The organism is Candidatus Poriferisocius sp. (assembly GCF_965214065.1).
Lineage (GTDB): Bacteria > Actinomycetota > Acidimicrobiia > Acidimicrobiales > Bin134 > Poriferisocius.
The window spans coordinates 279,699-295,850 of sequence record NZ_CBDCAT010000027.1 but is presented as its reverse complement, the minus strand read 5'-3'; the positions used below and the strand labels follow the sequence as shown (position 1 = coordinate 295,850).

General features: G+C 65.2%; 16 protein-coding genes and 1 tRNA gene. 7 read left to right on the top strand and 10 right to left on the bottom strand.

The genetic code is table 11. The features are described from left to right. Position 1: 1 nt before the first annotated feature. Complete coding sequence (locus ACOOGG_RS07645) at positions 2 to 1,105, bottom strand: amidohydrolase family protein (RefSeq protein WP_420433909.1); 1,104 nt, start codon at positions 1,103 to 1,105, stop codon at positions 2 to 4. Positions 1,106 to 1,185: 80 nt separating this feature from the next. On the opposite strand from ACOOGG_RS07645, the gene ACOOGG_RS07640 reads away from it, so the two are divergent. The 5 genes from ACOOGG_RS07640 to ACOOGG_RS07620 all read left to right on the top strand — a co-directional run bounded on the left by ACOOGG_RS07640 (position 1,186) and on the right by ACOOGG_RS07620 (position 6,510). Further along, a complete protein-coding gene (locus ACOOGG_RS07640) occupies positions 1,186 to 2,049 on the top strand; it encodes an NAD(P)-dependent oxidoreductase (protein WP_420433907.1) in 864 nt (287 codons plus the stop codon). A 263-nt stretch (positions 2,050 to 2,312) separates the two neighbouring features. Then, positions 2,313 to 2,825 carry a hypothetical protein gene (locus ACOOGG_RS07635; protein WP_420433905.1) on the top strand — a complete coding sequence of 171 codons (513 nt, stop codon included), beginning with the start codon at positions 2,313 to 2,315 and terminating at the stop codon, positions 2,823 to 2,825. Between the two features lie 86 nt (positions 2,826 to 2,911). Then, positions 2,912 to 4,879: a type I secretion system permease/ATPase gene (locus tag ACOOGG_RS07630; protein ID WP_420433903.1), complete on the top strand. Its 1,968-nt coding sequence runs from the start codon at positions 2,912 to 2,914 to the stop codon at positions 4,877 to 4,879. After that, the gene (locus tag ACOOGG_RS07625; protein ID WP_420433901.1) at positions 4,876 to 6,039 is read left to right on the top strand and encodes an HlyD family efflux transporter periplasmic adaptor subunit; all 1,164 of its coding nucleotides are present in this window, start codon (positions 4,876 to 4,878) and stop codon (positions 6,037 to 6,039) included. Before ACOOGG_RS07630 ends, ACOOGG_RS07625 begins: the two co-directional genes overlap by 4 nt. Before the next feature lie 12 nt (positions 6,040 to 6,051). Then, positions 6,052 to 6,510, top strand: a complete 459-nt coding sequence (locus ACOOGG_RS07620; protein WP_420433899.1) for an ATP-binding protein — start codon at positions 6,052 to 6,054, stop codon at positions 6,508 to 6,510. On the opposite strand, the gene ACOOGG_RS07615 is transcribed toward ACOOGG_RS07620, so the two are convergent. The 7 genes from ACOOGG_RS07615 to ACOOGG_RS07585 form a co-directional block, all read right to left on the bottom strand. Further along, a complete protein-coding gene (locus tag ACOOGG_RS07615; protein WP_420433897.1) occupies positions 6,504 to 7,328 on the bottom strand; it encodes an HpcH/HpaI aldolase family protein in 825 nt (274 codons plus the stop codon). The genes ACOOGG_RS07620 and ACOOGG_RS07615 overlap by 7 nt on opposite strands. 38 nt (positions 7,329 to 7,366) lie before the next feature. Continuing rightward, positions 7,367 to 7,600, bottom strand: a complete 234-nt coding sequence (locus ACOOGG_RS07610) for a hexameric tyrosine-coordinated heme protein (protein ID WP_420433895.1) — start codon at positions 7,598 to 7,600, stop codon at positions 7,367 to 7,369. A gap of 17 nt (positions 7,601 to 7,617) precedes the next feature. Continuing rightward, positions 7,618 to 9,105, bottom strand: a complete 1,488-nt coding sequence (locus ACOOGG_RS07605) for an ABC transporter substrate-binding protein (protein WP_420433893.1) — start codon at positions 9,103 to 9,105, stop codon at positions 7,618 to 7,620. Between the two features lie 65 nt (positions 9,106 to 9,170). Further along, on the bottom strand, positions 9,171 to 10,022 hold the full coding sequence (locus ACOOGG_RS07600) for a phytanoyl-CoA dioxygenase family protein (protein ID WP_420433891.1): 852 nt from the start codon (positions 10,020 to 10,022) through the stop codon (positions 9,171 to 9,173). Beyond that, positions 10,022 to 11,524 (bottom strand): alpha-L-arabinofuranosidase C-terminal domain-containing protein, encoded by a 1,503-nt coding sequence (locus ACOOGG_RS07595; protein ID WP_420433889.1) that lies wholly within the window; start codon positions 11,522 to 11,524, stop codon positions 10,022 to 10,024. Before ACOOGG_RS07595 ends, ACOOGG_RS07600 begins: the two co-directional genes overlap by 1 nt. A gap of 44 nt (positions 11,525 to 11,568) precedes the next feature. Continuing rightward, positions 11,569 to 12,372, bottom strand: a complete 804-nt coding sequence (locus ACOOGG_RS07590) for a phytanoyl-CoA dioxygenase family protein (RefSeq protein WP_420433887.1) — start codon at positions 12,370 to 12,372, stop codon at positions 11,569 to 11,571. Between the two features lie 3 nt (positions 12,373 to 12,375). Further along, positions 12,376 to 12,449 (bottom strand) — tRNA-Ala (locus ACOOGG_RS07585). A gap of 85 nt (positions 12,450 to 12,534) precedes the next feature. Between ACOOGG_RS07585 and ACOOGG_RS07580 the strand changes: the two genes are divergently transcribed. Together ACOOGG_RS07580 and ACOOGG_RS07575 are read left to right on the top strand one after the other, a co-directional pair. Further along, positions 12,535 to 13,668 carry an acyl-CoA dehydrogenase family protein gene (locus ACOOGG_RS07580; RefSeq protein WP_420433885.1) on the top strand — a complete coding sequence of 378 codons (1,134 nt, stop codon included), beginning with the start codon at positions 12,535 to 12,537 and terminating at the stop codon, positions 13,666 to 13,668. A gap of 8 nt (positions 13,669 to 13,676) precedes the next feature. Next, a complete protein-coding gene (locus ACOOGG_RS07575; RefSeq protein ID WP_420433883.1) occupies positions 13,677 to 14,930 on the top strand; it encodes an acyl-CoA dehydrogenase family protein in 1,254 nt (417 codons plus the stop codon). A 13-nt stretch (positions 14,931 to 14,943) separates the two neighbouring features. Here ACOOGG_RS07575 and ACOOGG_RS07570 read toward each other — a convergent pair whose 3' ends face one another. Beyond that, positions 14,944 to 15,831, bottom strand: coding sequence for a hypothetical protein (locus tag ACOOGG_RS07570; RefSeq protein WP_420433881.1), 888 nt, complete (start codon positions 15,829 to 15,831; stop codon positions 14,944 to 14,946). Positions 15,832 to 15,882: 51 nt separating this feature from the next. Next, entirely contained in the window at positions 15,883 to 16,146 is a 264-nt protein-coding gene (xseB, locus tag ACOOGG_RS07565) for an exodeoxyribonuclease VII small subunit (protein ID WP_420433879.1), read from the bottom strand. Positions 16,147 to 16,152: the final 6 nt, after the last annotated feature.

Sequence of the window (16,152 nt, the reverse complement as noted above, 5' to 3'; positions counted from 1 at the left end):
CCTACACCTGGATGTCGTAGAGCTGGCGGACGTTGCCCGACACGATGGCGTGGCGCACATCGTCGGTGGTGTCGGCGAAGTGCTCGGCGATCACCGCCTGGCTGTGGGGCCAGGTGGACACGTGGTGGGGGAAGTCGTTGCCCCACATCATGGTCTCGGTGCCGATCACTTCTCGGGCCGCCACCCCGGTGAGGTCGCGCATGAAAGTGACCCGGAAGTTCTTGCGCCAGTAGTGCGACGGCTCGTGCTCGCAGTTCATGTCCTTGAGGAGCTGGGAGTTGCGGTGGAACCAGTAGTCGGCCCGCTCCAGCAGATTTCCGGCCCAGCCCACGTCGTTCTCGGCGGAGACGATCATGAGGTCGGGGTACCGGTCGAACACGCCGCCGAAGATGAGGTCGAGCACCACCTCTTGGATGTCCACCGTTTGCAGCACCGATCGGGTGGACGTGCCCTTGTCCCAGGACTTGTCGGGGTCGCGGGTGGTGGCCGCGTGGAGGTTCACAGGCATGGAGTGCTCCACCGCGGCGGCCCACAGCGGGTCGAACGACGGGTCTTGGTAGGGGTTGTCCTCGCCGTTGATCACCGGGATCATCACCCCTTTGAGGCCGATGTCGCGGCAGCGCTTGATCTCCTTGGCCGCCCGGTCGAGATCAACCGGCGACAAAAGGCCGATGCCCACGAACGTGTCGGGGATCTGGCTCACGAACTCTCCGACCCAGGTGTTGTAAGCCTCGAACAGGGCCCACTGGAACTCCACGTCTTGGATCGGGTACATCTGCATGGCGATGGTGGGGTAGAGCACCTCGCCGGTCACCCCGTCGGTGCGCAGCGCCTTCATGCGGACCTCGGGATCCCAGCCCACATCGGGCACATCCTCGTCCCAGCGGCCCTTGGCCCGCACGTTGTCGTCGGTGCGCATGCACCCGGCCAACAGCCCCACCGGGGGGAGACGGGCCTGGTCGCACACCAGACGGTCGGTGGTGGGCTCGCTCACCAGCCGAGGGGCCCGATCCCGATAGGCCTCCACCGTGTAGATCTGCCACAGATCGTGGGGCTCGATCACATGGGAGTCGGCAGAGAAGACGTCGAAGCCGTTATTGCTCATCGCCTCCGATGATATGGGAATGCTGTGGCAGCCGCCTATCGCCCGGGGTGCTGGGGAATGGGACGGGTATCGTGGCCGACGTGAGCGTGTGCGCATTCATCGGACTGGGCAATATGGGGTTCCCCATGGCCGGGCACTTGGCCGCCGTCGGCCACGAGGTGCGGGTGTTCAACCGGACCGCCGCGGTGGCCGAGCGCTGGGCTGGCCAGCACGAGGGGACGGTGGCGACCTCCCCGGCGGAGGCGGCTGAGGGGGCTGAGTTCGTGTTCACCTGCGTGGGCGCCGACGACGACCTGCGGGCGGTGGTACTGGGCGACGACGGCGTTCTGAGCACCATGGGGGCGGGATCGGTGCTGGTGGACCACACCACCGCATCGGCCGACGTGGCCCGGGAGCTGGCCGAGGTATGCGCCGGGAGGGGAGTCGGCTGGCTGGACGCCCCCATCTCCGGCGGTCAGGCCGGGGCCGAGAAAGGCGTGCTCACGGTGATGTGCGGCGGCGAGGTTGAGCACTTCGATGCCGCCAGCCCGGTGATGGGCGCCTATTCGTCGGCGGTCACCCTCCTGGGACCGGCAGGCAGCGGGCAGCTCACCAAGATGGTCAACCAGATCCTCTGCGCCGGCGCAGTCCAGGGAGCGGCTGAGGCGCTGGCCTTCGGCGAGCGGGCCGGGCTCGATATGGAGAAGGTGCTGGCCGCCGTCACCAAAGGGGCAGCGGGATCGTGGTACCTCCAGAACCGGGGCCACACCATGGTGGCCGACGAGTTCGACTTCGGCTTCGCCATCGACTGGATGAACAAAGACCTGGGCTTAGTGGCCGACGCCGCTGCCGAACTTAGCGCCCCCATCCCCCTGGTCGAACTCTGCCGCCGCTACACCCAAGCAACCGCAGCCGCCGGCGAAAACCGCCTAGACACCACCGCCATAATCCGCCGCTACCGCTAACCGGGCTGGTTGGTTAGTTGTATTGCCCACGGAGGCTGTTGGCTCCGCTGTTGGGTGAGCCTCCGGTGCCAGTGTGGTGGCTGCGGCCGTTCACGTTTGGGAGACCGGTTGTGTCGGCCCCGCGATGTCGCTGGGTGGCCTACTGGAGACACGGAGCATGGCCTCGGCACAGGGCAAGAGCCTCTGTTGTTTCGGTGGGGGGGGTTCGTCTACCATTTAAGGGACTAAACGGTGATAGCTATGGGCTTGAGAGGAGAGCAGCTATGGCTGAGCAAACTGGTACAAGCGGCGACGACGTTCTGAAGGGCAAGGAGCGGCAAGACGATGTGATACGAGGTCTAGCCGGGGATGACACCATCTTTGGCTACGAAGGCGATGACGAGCTCTACGGCGGGGCGGGTGCCGACACTATCGCTGGTGGCGATGGCGACGACCGCATCTACGGCGGGGCCGGTGACGACAGCCTGTGGGGTGACGGCACTCGCTCAGACATTGCGCTGGCGGGCGCAACCGACTTCGACACTTTCATCTTCAAGCCTGGCCACGGGACTGACACGGTTCGAGACTTCAACCTCAACGAAGACCGAATCGACCTTTCTCATTTCAGCTCGATCTCCGAGCTGTCCGACCTGACCATCCAGCAGCAGGGCCAGCACACCGTGGTCTCCGTAGACGCGCAGGGCGGTGGCACGATTAACCTTTTGGGCGTCAACGCCTCAGATCTGGACTCGGGTGACTTTATCTTCAACGGCGCGTCCGACGCAGACGCCGGCTAGTTCCGGGCTGTTGACCAAGAACCTCAGTTGGCCGATGGCCGACCGGGGTCAGGTCAACCGATCAGACCAGTAGGCCCCCAGCCAAGGTGACCGATTCAGGAGGCAGTACCCGAGAAATCCAGGGGGTGCTATCGGAAAGCCGCAGGCTCTTCACTGCCTGCGCCGTATTCAGCGTCTTCGTCAACCTGCTCATGTTGACTGGGCCGCTGTTCATGCTTCAGGTCTACGACCGCGTCCTGTCTTCGCGCTCTGAGGCCACCCTGTTGGCGCTGATCGCGATTGTTGCCTTCCTCTTCATGATGATGGGCGTGCTCGACTATGCACGCGGTCGAGTGCTGGCCCGCGCCGGCGCTCGTCTCTATGAGCGTCTCGACCCCCGCGTGCTGCGTGCGGTGATCGACAGATCCACCTCGCCCAGCGAACGCTCGCTGCCCTCGACCGGTCCCCAAGACCTCGCTGCGATCCAACGCTTCGCTACCAGCTCCGGTCCGTTCGCTTTCTTCGATATGCCTTGGACGCCCGTCTTTTTGGGCATCCTGTTCGTCTTCCACTGGATTCTTGGTTTGGTGGCGGTGTTGTCCGGCCTTTTGCTGGTGGCGATTGCGCTGTTTGGGCAATATCGCACGGCGCGATTGCAGGAGAGGCTTTGGGAGTCTGCCAACCGCTCGACTTTCTTCATTGAGCAGATGCGAGCCGGTGGCGAAACGGTACACGGACTGGGGATGCAGAATGCCGTTGTCGCCCGCTCGAGGCAACTCAACGGTGCGGCGCTTGACGAGACCATGACAGCCTCTGACCGCCTGGGTTTCTTCAGTGTGTTGTCCAAGACGCTGCGGTTGTTCTTGCAGTCTTTGATGCTCGGCATCGGCGCTTGGCTGGCTATTCGGGGCGAGATAACTCCTGGGCTTATGATCGCCGCTTCCATCTTGTTAGGCCGGGCGCTGGCGCCAATCGATCAGGCCATTGGCCAGTGGCCTCTGCTTCAGCGGACCCTCTCCGCCTATCGATCGCTCTCCTCGTTGCTGCAAGAGAGCCCAGCCGCGACGCCGCGCACAAATTTGCCCAAGCCGCGAGCGCTGCTGGAGGCCCAGCAGGTTGTTGTTGCGCCACCTGGGGCGCGGTATGCCACGGTGCGCGGCGCGTCGCTGCGGCTGGAGCCAGGCCAAGCAGCCGGTATCGCGGGGCCGTCGGCATCTGGCAAGACCACGCTTGCCCGCGCCTTGGCGGGAGTGTGGGCTCCGGTTGGCGGCTCGATTCGCCTCGACGGCGCGGAACTAGACCAATACGGCGATGATCTGGGCCAGCACATCGGTTATTTGCCGCAGGAGGTGGTCTTGTTCGACGGCACGGTGGCCGAGAACATAGCCCGGCTCTCGCCTGATGCGACCGATGAGGAAATAGTTGGCGCCGCCAAGCGCACCGGTGCCCACGAGATGATCCTTGGCCTGCCTGACGGGTATGACTTCAGAGTGTCGGCTGGTGGGGCAGCGCTCTCGGGCGGCCAGCGCCAGCGCATCGCGCTGGCCCGCGCTTTTTTCGGCTCACCGGTCATCGTGGTGATGGACGAACCCGACTCCAACCTCGACGCGGAAGGCGCGATGGCATTGGCGCGGGCAGTAGAGGGTCACAAACGCCGCGGTGGTGCGGCGGTAATCGTTGCCCACCGACACGGTGCCTTCTCACAGTGCGATGTGGTCTATCTGATGGAGAACGGTCGTCCCGTGCCGGCCAGCCAACGCGACGGCTTCCACCCCGTCCGCTCCCTGGAGGGTGCCGAGTCGGACAAAGCCGGGTCATCCCCGTCCCCAAACGCAGACGCCACACCTGAGGAGCCTGCCGATCCCGGCTCAAATGACGCCGCCGCTCCCGCAAATTCCGGCTCAAATGACGCTGCCGATCCCGTCGATCCTGGCTCAAATCTGGCTCAGCAGCGCACCGACGCTGCCATTGCCCGGTTAAGGCGTCGCCGCGGATCGGCCCACACCGCAAGCCGCGGCGTTGCCGCCTCATCCGACACCGATAAGGCCTCCAATGACGGGGATGCCGACCGGTGAGCGAGGGGCCTGAGACTCGGCGATACTCGGCTCGGTCAGCGGTGCTGCTGGGGCTGGGGGGGATAGTTGTGCTGGTCGGCGGGCTGGTGGTGTGGAGTTTGACAGCCAAAATCGCCGGAGCGGTGATCGCCAATGGCGAGGTGGCGGTCGCTGAAGGGAATCAGCCAGTCGAACACCTAGACGGCGGTGCCGTCGCCGAGGTCTACGTGCGCAACGGCGACCGCGTCTCCCGGGGTGATCCGCTGCTTCGCATAGCCGAAGCCTCGCTGCGAGACGATCTGGCCAGGCTTGAGCTGAATCATGCCGACATGGTGGCCCAGCGCAATCGCCTCGAGGCGGAACAACGCGGTGGCGACGCCATCGACTGGGATGAAGCACTGCTGCTGCTGGCAGAGGACGATCCAGCAGTGCAAGCACTGGTCGACGAAGATCAAGCACTGTTCAATCAGGGTCTGGCGAGTCATCGGCGGCAGGTCGCCATCTTGCAGGAGCACGTATCTCAAGCAGAGGCCGAAATCGCTGCGCTTGAAGCCGGCGACGCCCTCGAAGTCCGAAATCGGCTAGCGGAGATGCAGGCACAGATAGCGCAGCTCGAGGCGGCCCGCAGCTCGGAGGCAGAGGAGCTGCTGCTCACGGCTCAACCTGAGGAGCATTTCCTCCAGGAGCGGATTCGCCAACTCTCGGCCCGCATCCAACGGGCCACGCTGCACGCTCCGACGGCCGGCACCGTGTTCGATCTCGCAGTATCTGGACCGGGCGACGTGGTATTCAAAGGAGAGCCGCTGCTCCAGATTGTGCCCGATGCCTCTGAGCTGATCGTGCGGGCTCGGGTCAGTCCTGCCCATATCGACCAGGTCAGTGTCGGACAGGAGGCGACCATCCGCTTTACGGCTTTTCCCTATCGCTCATCGCCCGAGCGGACCGGGAGCGTCTTGCGGGTCTCGGCCGACGCATTCACCGACCCCAACGTCGGCGAGTCGTGGTACGAGGCCGAGCTCGCCATCGAGCCTCTATCAGACACCGTTGCCTACGGTGATGGGCTTGCCCTCGTGCCGGGGATGCCGGCTGAGGTCCAGATCAGCACGGGGTCGCGTACCGTTATCAGCTATTTGGTCAAGCCGATCACGGATTTCTTCAACCGCTCGCTCCGAGAAGAATGAGGCGAACAGGCCGTGCCCACTTCTAGCCCGAGCAGCGAGAATGCGCTGGAGCTCTCCCTCACCAACGATCTGCGCGAGCTGGCACCTGCAGCAGCGGCGATAGACGAGTTCTGCACTGGCCGCGAATTGGGCACGCAACTCAGCTACGCGGTGGATCTGTCGGTCAACGAGATCCTCAGTTACTGCATCGCAAACGCCTATGACGATGATGATGTGCATCCAATCGAGGTGGCGGTCTACTTGGATGCTCAGGAGATCATGCTGTTGATCGTCAACGACGGCATCGAGCTTTCGGTGAGGCCGCCTAGCAGCGGCGGCCAACACCCGACCCTTAATGAGGAGCGTCTGGACGAACTGGGGCTGTTTCTTGTCTACCAGGTGATGGACACGGTGAGGTACGAGCAGCAGCAGGGCTGCAATGTCGTCGTGATGACCAAACGCCTGCCGTCAGAGGTTGTTTCGTCTCAGTAGAGGGATTCTCCACCGGCAGCGCCTGTGGCCGGGGTGTTGCCGCTGAGGGCGTCGAGGACGGATTGGCGGTGGGCGGCGACGGTGGCGGAGAGGGCGGCGTTGTCGGCGGTGACGGTGATCAGGCGGAAGCCCTGGGCCACCCGGGTGGGGGTCAGCGTGGGGGTGGAGTGGATGCCGGGGACGACACCGTGGTTCTGGCAGGCGGCCACGATGGCTGCTAGGGCGTCGTCGAACATCGCCTCGCCATCGTTGTTGCCGGGGGGCAGGCCCAGGCTCACCGACAGGTCGGCCGGGCCGACGTACACGGCGTCCACTCCGGGGGTGGACACGATATCGTCGAGATTCTCCAGAGCGGCGATGGTCTCCACCATGGGAATGCACTTCACCGCCTGGTTGGCCCCGTCGAAATAGCCCGCTCCGTCGCGCAGTGCCACCCGTGTGGGCCCGAAGCTGCGCGACCCCTCGGGGGCATAGCGGCACGATCGCACTGCGGCCTCGGCCTCGGCCCGGCTGTTGACCATGGGGATGATGATGCCCATGGCCCCGGCGTCGAGCATCCGGCCGATGATGCCCTGCTCGTTCCACGGCACCCGCACCACCGGGGTCGATGAGCCCAGGTCTATAGCGGCCAGCATGGGCAGCGAGTCGGAGTAGTCGGCCAGGCCGTGCTGCATGTCGATGCACACATAGTCGAAACCGGCTCTAGACATGATCTCGCAGCCCATGGCCGTGGGCAGCCCTGCCCAGGCGCCCAGCGCGGGGCGCCCCGAAGCGAAGGCATCGGCCAACGGATGGGATGCGGGTGCAGCGTCGCTCATGGCTGCAACCGTATCCCCCGCCAGGGGCAACCAGTCGGCTAGCGCCAGTAGTTGTTGGCCGCGGCGATGGTCTGGAACTCAACGGCCACGACGTGGGCCGAGCTGATGAGTTGAGCGGTGTCGCGGGCGTAATCGTCGCGCAGGCTCCCTCGCACGTCGGCATCGGTTTGGATGGCGCCGATGGTCTTGCGGGCAATCATGATGGCCAGCTCACGGCCCTCGGCCGGCGTGGCGGTTATGAGGGTGGGGATGACGTCGTCAAAGACGGACATGGACAGTTCCTTTCGGATCAGGGGGTGGCGTCGCGCATCGGGCCGATGGGAACCAACTGGCCTCGGGCGCCGAGGTCGGGGTCTTGTTCCAAGAGTTGGAAGGAGTCGTTGCTGGACAATTTGTCGGTTCCCAACGATGCGTAGGGCTGGCCGGCAATCGAGAACTCTCCGATCTTGGCGATGGCCTCGGCGAAGGTCTCATGGGTCAGGTCGGGCCCGGCCTTGGTGGCCAGCAACTCGAAGATCTGGAAGAACCGGCAGTGGCCGGACAGGGCGGTGAACCACAGCGGCTCGCCCTCTTCAAGGGTGTCGGGGTGTTTGATCTCGATATCAGGATGTTTGGCATTGAACGCGTCCAAACACTCCTTGAATCTGGGATCGGTCTCGTATATCTGGGAACCGGTCATGGCGCCCACGGTGATCACACCCCGGGCCGACTCGGGGTCGACGTTGCTGCCGATGTTGCTGCCCAACCCGGAGGCATCGGTGGCCCAGACATCTACCTCGAGGCCGTTGAGAGCGGCATTCTCGATGCCGGCCGATGCGTTGCCAACCAGCAAGAGCGTGTCTGATCCGGCGGCTCGGATGCGTTCTGCCAGGGCAGACCACTCTTGGTTCTGGGCGATTAGATCGGCTACCTGGGAGGAGGTGGAGATCTCAAGCACCGGCTCGATTCCCCGTTCCCGCAGCAGGCCGGCAACCTCGTCGAGCTGAGCGGCCGCAGAAATGTCGGCGACTACCGCGATCGACTTTCCTTGGAGCATCCCCTCCGCATCGAGCAGGGTGAATAGGGCGCCGGTACTGACGTCGCGGGTCACCCGCTCGTTAACCCAGGGAGCCCGAGCATCGGCCAGCCGATCGGGGGTAATGGTTCCCCCTACCAGGATCGTCTCTTGTGTGCCGACGATGCAGGTGTTGGCCACCTCGGCAGGGCCGAGGAACCCGAACAAGATCGCGAATACCTTGTTGTCCTCGGTAAGCCGCAAGCAGGCGGCCTCGGCCTCGGTCGCGCCGATGGGGTTGTACTTGTCCATGATGACCTCGACTTGGCGGCCGTTTATGCCGCCCCGGTCGTTGATGTCGTCGGCCAGTGCTTGGATGACAAGCTCCTGGTCGCCCCAGGTGGCCGGGGAGAAACCGAGTTCGACCAGTTGTTCCATGTCGAGGTAGGTGACGCCGATGGTGATTGTGTCGGCGGTAACCCCTCGCCATGTAGCGGTTAGGGGGATCTCCGGCTCCGGCTCCTCGGTGGGGGCCGGTTCGAACACGGGCTCTTCTTCCGGTTCAGACTCTTCTGGCTCGGGTTCTTGGGGAGCGGCCTCTTCGGCCTCTGGCTCTGGCTCCTCGGCTTCCGGCTCCGGTTCTGGGGCCGCTGGGGCTTCGGTGGCAGGTGCCGCCGGTTCACCTGTGCCGGTGTCATCGTCGTCGTTGCCGCCGCAGGCCGCGGCGATCATGGATAGTGCCACGAGCATGGCGATCAACCAGCGCGTCGTCTTGGTGGTCATGGGGTTTCCCCTCTGTGGTCCCCTAATGGGTGCCGGGGCCGGACAGGCCGACCCGGCTCAGGGGATCATATTCGGTCGGGGGTTATCGGTCTCCCTGAGCGGGCAACTGGGTACTGCCGTTCCGGGGCGTCGCAGGGCACCCGGCCGGTGGGTGGTCCCTGGGCCGGGTCGCCGGTGAGCAGCTCGGCCCCAGCGGGGGCGTATTGGAGGATGTAGGCCTTGCGCACCTCATCGGTGGTATTCGGCCCGGTCAGATGGGGGGTGAGCGACGAGAACACCACCGCCCCGCCCGCCGGCACTGGGGCGGCTACCGCCGTTTCGCACTGCTCGAAGCACTCGAAGCCCAGGGGATCGATGTAAGTGTGAGCCAGCGTGCCGTGGAGGTGGACGCCGGGGGCCACCCACGGGCAGCCGTTCTCCACGGTGGTGTCGGTGAGAGCCATCCACACGGTGAGGTACTGCTGGGGCTCGATGAAGGTGTAGCCGTTGTCTTGGTGCCAGGGGAACCGGCGGGGCTTCTCGGGCTTCTTGTACACCGCCTGGTCCCAGTAAAGGTTCACGTCGGGACCCACGAGGTCGATGCACACCGCGGCGATGCGGGGATCGGCGGCCACCTGGCACAGAAGGTTGGAGCGGGCCACAAGGTGGGGTGTGAAGGTGATGGCCCCGGCCTCGGCGATCATCAGCCGCTCGCCCTCGATTTGGCGAAGTCCGGCCTCGGTCTCGGCCTCGATGGCGTCGATCTCCTCGACCGCCGCGGCGATGGTGTCGGCATCCAGCAGGTCTTCCATCACGAAGAACCCCTGTTGGTTGAACGCCTCGGTCTGCTCGGGGGTCAGTGCCGCGGGCGACGAGGTGGCTGGCTTCCAGGCGAAGTCTTGGTTCCAGGGGTGAGGGGTGTAGGCGCTGACGGTCATCAGAACACCAGGGTGACGTGGCTGTGGGGCGGCAGGGTTAGCGGCCCGTCGATGTCGATACGGTTTTCAACCGGCACCACCCGGTTGGGTTCTTCTGGGGTGTTGGCTGCGGCAGGGTCGTCAGCCCACAGGGTGATGAGCGTTGCCGTTCCTCCGATGCCGTCTAGGTCGACTGATAGCTCGTCGTCGGGCAGCCGGTTGACTAGCGACAGGTGGATTTGGCCGGAGTCGGGGTCGCAAGTGGCTGCGGCATCAAGTGCCGACAGCCCGCCGTCTGGCGCGTTGGCGGCGTCGATCCCGGCGTCGGTCAACACCGCCACGTCCAACCCGGTGCTCTGGGCGCAGCGGCGAGCCACTGCCAGAGGATGGAAGGTGGTCTGGCGCACCACTCCTTCGGGGGTGGTGTATATCGGGCCCAATACGTTCACCATCTGTGCTTGGGTCGCCAGCGACACCTTGTCGGGGTGGCGCCACAGCACATGCAGCCAGGTGGCGTGGGCCAGGGCGTCCTTGAGATCGAAGTGGTATTCGATCATGGGGACGGGCTCGGTGTGCACCGGGGGTCCGACCTCGGCCCGGCGCCGTCGGTTGATCACCTCGGGCTGGTTGGCCATCGACAGGTAGGGCTCGGGCCACACCCCCCACTCGTCTATGCAGATCCGCAGGTCGTGGTGCAGCTTGCGCCGCCGCTTGGCTGTACCGATAAGCCCCCAGGTATCGCAGATCGCCGCTTCTGAAGACATCGGGCCGGCCAGCGCGCCCTCGTAGCTGAGCTCGTTCCAGTAGAAGTGCAGCGACAGCCAGTCGAGCACCACCCCGGCCTCGTTGAGAACCGTCCAGTTCCAGTCGGGATCATCGGCACCCACCCCCACCAGCGAGATGCGGTTGTCGGCCCACCGCAGCAGCTTGCCCCACTCCCGGGCCAGCTCTGCGTAAGACTCCGCGGAGGTGTGCATGTGCTGCCACCAGCCGAAGTTCTCGTTGCCTATTCCCCAGATGGACACGTCGTGGCGCTCGGGGTGGGGGCCGCTTTGCCGCAAGCCCACCTCGGGAACCGGCAGGTCGCTGTTGCAGTAGGCCAGCCACTCCAGTGCTTCGTCGATGGTCCCAGTGGAGGCGTTCAAGTTGAGATAGGTCGTCGAGCCCAGCAGTAGGGCGTAGGCCAAGAACTCCTCGGTTCCGAAGCGGTTGGGCTCCAGCGTGGACCAGGCCAGATCGAAGCGGGCCGGCCGGTCCTCGGGCGGGCCGATGCCATCACGCCAGTGGTAGCCGGAGGCGAAGTTCCCGCCCGGCCAGCGCAGCACCGGCGGGGCCAGCTCCCGGGCCGCCTCCAACACGTCGGAGCGATACCCGTCAGCATCGGCCAAGGGCGACCCCGGCTCGAACACCCCGCCGTAGATGGCCCGCCCCATGTTCTCCAAGAACTGCCCGTACACCCGCTGATCGATCGCCCCCGTCGTCCGCCTCGGATCGACCAGGACCGTGGCTGTGGGCGTGGCCATGGCGGCAGCCTACGCGGTGGGGGTATTTGGCGTGCCCTTTGGGGCTAGTGCGCGAGTTGGCCGTCGCGGAGCAGGGGGTCGAAGCGGTGCAGGGGGTTCTTGAAGCCGTCGTATTGCTCGAAGCCCAGATCCACGGTGCCGGCCGCGCAGCAGTGGAACACCATGGCGGCTCGTATCCCGTCGGACATGTTGTCGGTGGAGCAGTGCATCAGGTGGCTGTCGAACACCAGCAAATCGCCCGGTTGCGTCATCACGGCCTGGCGGTCGGACATGTCGTGGTCGACGATCTCCACGTACCCCAGGTTTGCGTTGAGCCGCCGGTCGGGGACGTGTTCGTGGACCGGCTCGGCGTGGCTGCCGGGCAGGATGTGCAGGCAGCCGTTCTCCATCGTGGCCTCGGTCACCGCCAGCCACAGCCCCACGATGGGTCGGGGCGGGTCGAACGGGAAATAGAAGCTGTCCTGGTGCCAGGGCTGGCCCCACGCTCCGGGGTTCTTGAAGATGAACTGCGACAAGAAGCAGTCCACGTCGGGGCCGATCAGGTCGCGCAAAATCCCGGCGATCCGGTCGTCGCGCAGAAACGACAAGAACGCTGGCCGGTCGTGGAGGGTGAACACCTTGGACACGGTGTCTTCAGGGTGAGTGCCGCTCAGGTTCCCCTGGGATTCGGGGGCGACGAACATCCTTGCCGGGGTGATCCCGCTCTCGTCTGCCTCCCGGACGACACTGATTACGTCGTCGAGCATTTGGTCGCCCACCTCGGCTGGGGCGAATCCGTCCATGATGAAGAACCCCTGAGCGTGGAAGCTGTCGAAAGCAGCCGGGGGCATGGTGGAGGTAACCGCCATTTGTGGAGCTGATGGGACTCGAACCCACGACCCCCTGCTTGCAAAGCAGGTGCTCTAGCCAGCTGAGCTACAGCCCCGGAGTGTTCAAGCGTACCGGGCGATTTGCGGGGCCAACGACCCAATAGCCCGCTCAATGTGACCGGTTGGCGTTGTCGTGGTGGAATGGCCCCGGTGCGTTTCGATTTGAGCGATGATCAGGAGTTCTTCCGGGAAACGGCCCGGCGATTCATCGAGGCCGAGGTTCCGATCAGCGTGGTGCGAGAGTGGCACGAGCTCCCTGACGGGTGCCCCGAGAGCTGGTGGCAGGCCGCTGCTGAGCTGGGGTGGACCTCGCTGCTGGTGCCCGAGTCGCTTGGCGGCGGCAGCATCTCTGGGCGGCCGATCGTGGACCTCACCATCGTGGCCGACGAGATGGGCCGGGGAGTTACGCCGGGGCCGTTCATGCCCACCAACGTCGTGGCCGACACCTTGGCCCGATCGGGCTCGCCCGACCAGCAGGCGCTGCTCGAGGGGGTTATGGCTGGCGAGGTCGTTTTGGCCTGGGCGTTCTGCGAGCCGGGCGGCGACTGGACCCCCGGCCACGTTGCTGCCGCGGCTGTTCCGTCGAACGGCGGCTATGCGCTCACCGGCACCAAGGTGGGGGTGGAGGCCGGTGCGCAGGCCCATCACTTGCTGGTCACCGCTCGCACCGCCGACGGTTTGGCCCAGTTCTTGGTGCCCTCTGATGCTCCTGGTGTGACCGTCAACCCCCAGGAGTCGCTGGACTTGGGCCGTCGCTTCGCCGAAGTGCGGCTGGTTGGAGTGCCTGTCGGCCCCGAAGCCCTGGTGGGGGCACCGGGAGCGGCTACCGAGGCCGAGGTGGCCCGCCAATGCCTCCTAATGCAGCTGCTCCAGTGCGCCGACAATGCGGGGTCGTCGGCCAAGGTGCTGGAGTTCACCATCGAGTACGCCTTCGACCGCTACTCCTTCGCGCGTCCTCTGGCGTCGTATCAGGCCCTCAAGCACCGTTTCGCCGACATGAAGCTGTGGTCGGAGGCTTCCCAGGCTTCGGTGGATGGGGCGGCCGACGCCTTGGCCAAAGGTCAAGACGAGGTTCGGATGGTGAGTGTGGCCAAGTCGTACGTGGGCGATCACTCGGTGGAGCTCATGCACGACTGCGTGCAGATGCACGGCGGCATCGGAGTCACCTACGAGCATGATCTTCACTTGTATTTGAGGCGGGCCACCGTCAACCGGGGGTTGTTCGGAACGCCGGGCGACCACCGTGTGACCTTGTCGAAAATGATGGGGTACTAGGGGGAGCGATGGACGACTTCGTGTATGCCGAAACCGATCCTGCTGAGTTGGACCAATACCGAGAGGAGGTCGAGACGTGGATGAACGAGAACATGCCCCGTCGCGACCCCGTCAATCCCTGGCACCCCACCCAAGACGATGACCTGAGGAGCAGCCGCAACCGGGAGCTTCAGCGGCGGCTGTACGACGGGGGGTACGCCGCGGTGTGCTACCCCAAGGAGTACGGAGGCCAGAGCCTGACCGCCGCCCACCAGAAGATCATCGACGACGTGAGCATGGACTTTGACATGCCCGTCTTGTTCAGCATTCCCACCCTGTCGATCTGCGGGCCGGTCATTTTGGAGTTCGGCACTGAGGAGCAGAAGCAGCGCTACATACCGGCGTGGATCAGGGGCGATGAGCTGTGGGTGCAGTTCATTTCCGAGCCCAGCGGCGGCTCCGACATGGCCGGTGCCCTGACTCGGGCCGACCGGGACGGCGACGAGTTCATCATCAACGGGTCCAAGATCTGGAGCACGTTTGCCCAGCGCTCCGACTACGCCCTCATGCTGGCCCGCACCAACTGGGAGGTGCCCAAGCACCGGGGGCTGACCATGTTCATCGTCCCCATTCACCATCCCGGCATCGAGATCCACCCCATCCAGATGGTGGACCGCACCGAGGAGTTCTGCCAGGAGTTCTTCAACGACGTTGCCATTCCGGCGGAGAATGTGGTCGGCAAGGTGAACGATGGGTGGACGGTGGCCAGCCGCCTGCTGTTCCACGAGCGGGCCGCAGTGGGTAACGCCTCCCCCTACACCCAGGGCCGGCACCGCAACCGGACCGCCGACGGGGTGGAGGATCTGGCTGCCATCGCCCGGGTCCACGGCGGCGCCGACATGGGTCGCCACCGCCAGCGGCTTGGATACATGGAGACGCTCAGCCGAGTGGAGGAACTGCTCTCAGACCGGGTGGTGAAGGGTATCGAGGGCGGTTTTCTGCCCGCCCCAGCCGGTTCGTTGGTGCGTCTGTTCCACGGACTGTCCCGCACTGAGCGCCAGACCGTGGCCATGGAGATGCAGGGCGACAGCGCCTTGGTGTGGAACCAGGGGGAGTCCACCGGTGCATTCGGCTTGGAATATATTCAGCGCCAGCAAGCCTGCATCGGCGGTGGAACCACCGAAATGGCCCGCAACATCATCAGCGAGCGCATCCTCGGCATGCCCCGCGAACCCGCCGCCGACCGCGACCTCCCCTTCAACCAAGTCCCCCGCAGCGGCTAGCTGCGCAGAACCCCTACGACGCTAGGGGGCGGCCGAAGGGGAGAGAATCTTGCCAGGTGGCAAGGAACGACTCGGCTCTTTGGGCCGCGGCGAGGAAGAGGCCGTCGGGGTGATCGGCGATCTCCTCTAAGGAGGCGGTGATCTTGGCGGTGGCGTCGGCGGTGATGGCCTCGGGGGTGGCGTTGCCGGTGGGCCACCAGGCGAACAGCGAGCCGGCGGTGGAGATGAAATCGGGGACCACGGTGGTGCCGGATCGGCCGAACACGGCCAGAGCCTTGGCGGTGACCGGGATGGGGCCGTAGGGAACTAGGGTGCCCACTTCCAAACCCTCGGCGACCGTGTGATTCACCGCTCCCATCCGCGAACCGGCAAACAGTACGTCGGCTTGGCCATTCATTTCCACGATCGTGCCGCCTCGGTCCTCAACCGCGATTGTCAGGGCATCGCAAATCGATCCCGAGCCCTCTATGGCCACTGTGCGGCCGTCCAACCCGCCGGCGGCGGAGACCGCCGCGGCCACCACTCCGGCCACAGCCGCCTGGTCGGCCACTTCACCAACCGACGCACGGGGGTCGGCCTGGGCCAATGCCGCCAGCGCGGTTCGGGGCACCCGGGTGCCCGGCTCGGGCAGAAAGCGGCCGGAGGCCACCATGGGGGCGATCTCGGCGGTGAACTTGGCCACCGAGTCGGCCCGATCGTCGTCAACGGCGTTGATCCCCGCTGCGGCCCCGCTGCGGCGCATCTCGAAGGTGGCGAGGGCGTAGGTCATAGACCGGGCCAGGTCGCTGGCTCCCCCGGGCAGGATCTTGCGGGCAGACCGAACCATGCCCACCGACTCGGGAGCGTCGGCCAAGTCGAACACGATGAAGGCATCGACCGTCTCGAGTTTCTCTATGGGCAAGACCTGCTCCCCGCATTCGCGGCAATCAACCGCACGTTGGTGGGTGTCGTTCTAGTCGTCTGAGAAAGCGTCGTCCCAGTCGTCTTCATTGTCAGCTGGGGAGGGCTCATCTTCTTGGTGGTCTAGGCCCGCCACGATCTCTTTGACCCGCACCTCGGCGTCGTTGATCCGCCCCCGGCACACCCGGATCAGCTCCGCGGCCCGCTCGACTTTGGTGGCCAGCACATCGATGTCGATGTCCTCGGCCTCCAACTCGCCGAGAATCTGTTGAAGCTCGCTCAGCGCGTCGGCGTAGCCGATCTCTGGTGTGCTCATCGTGTT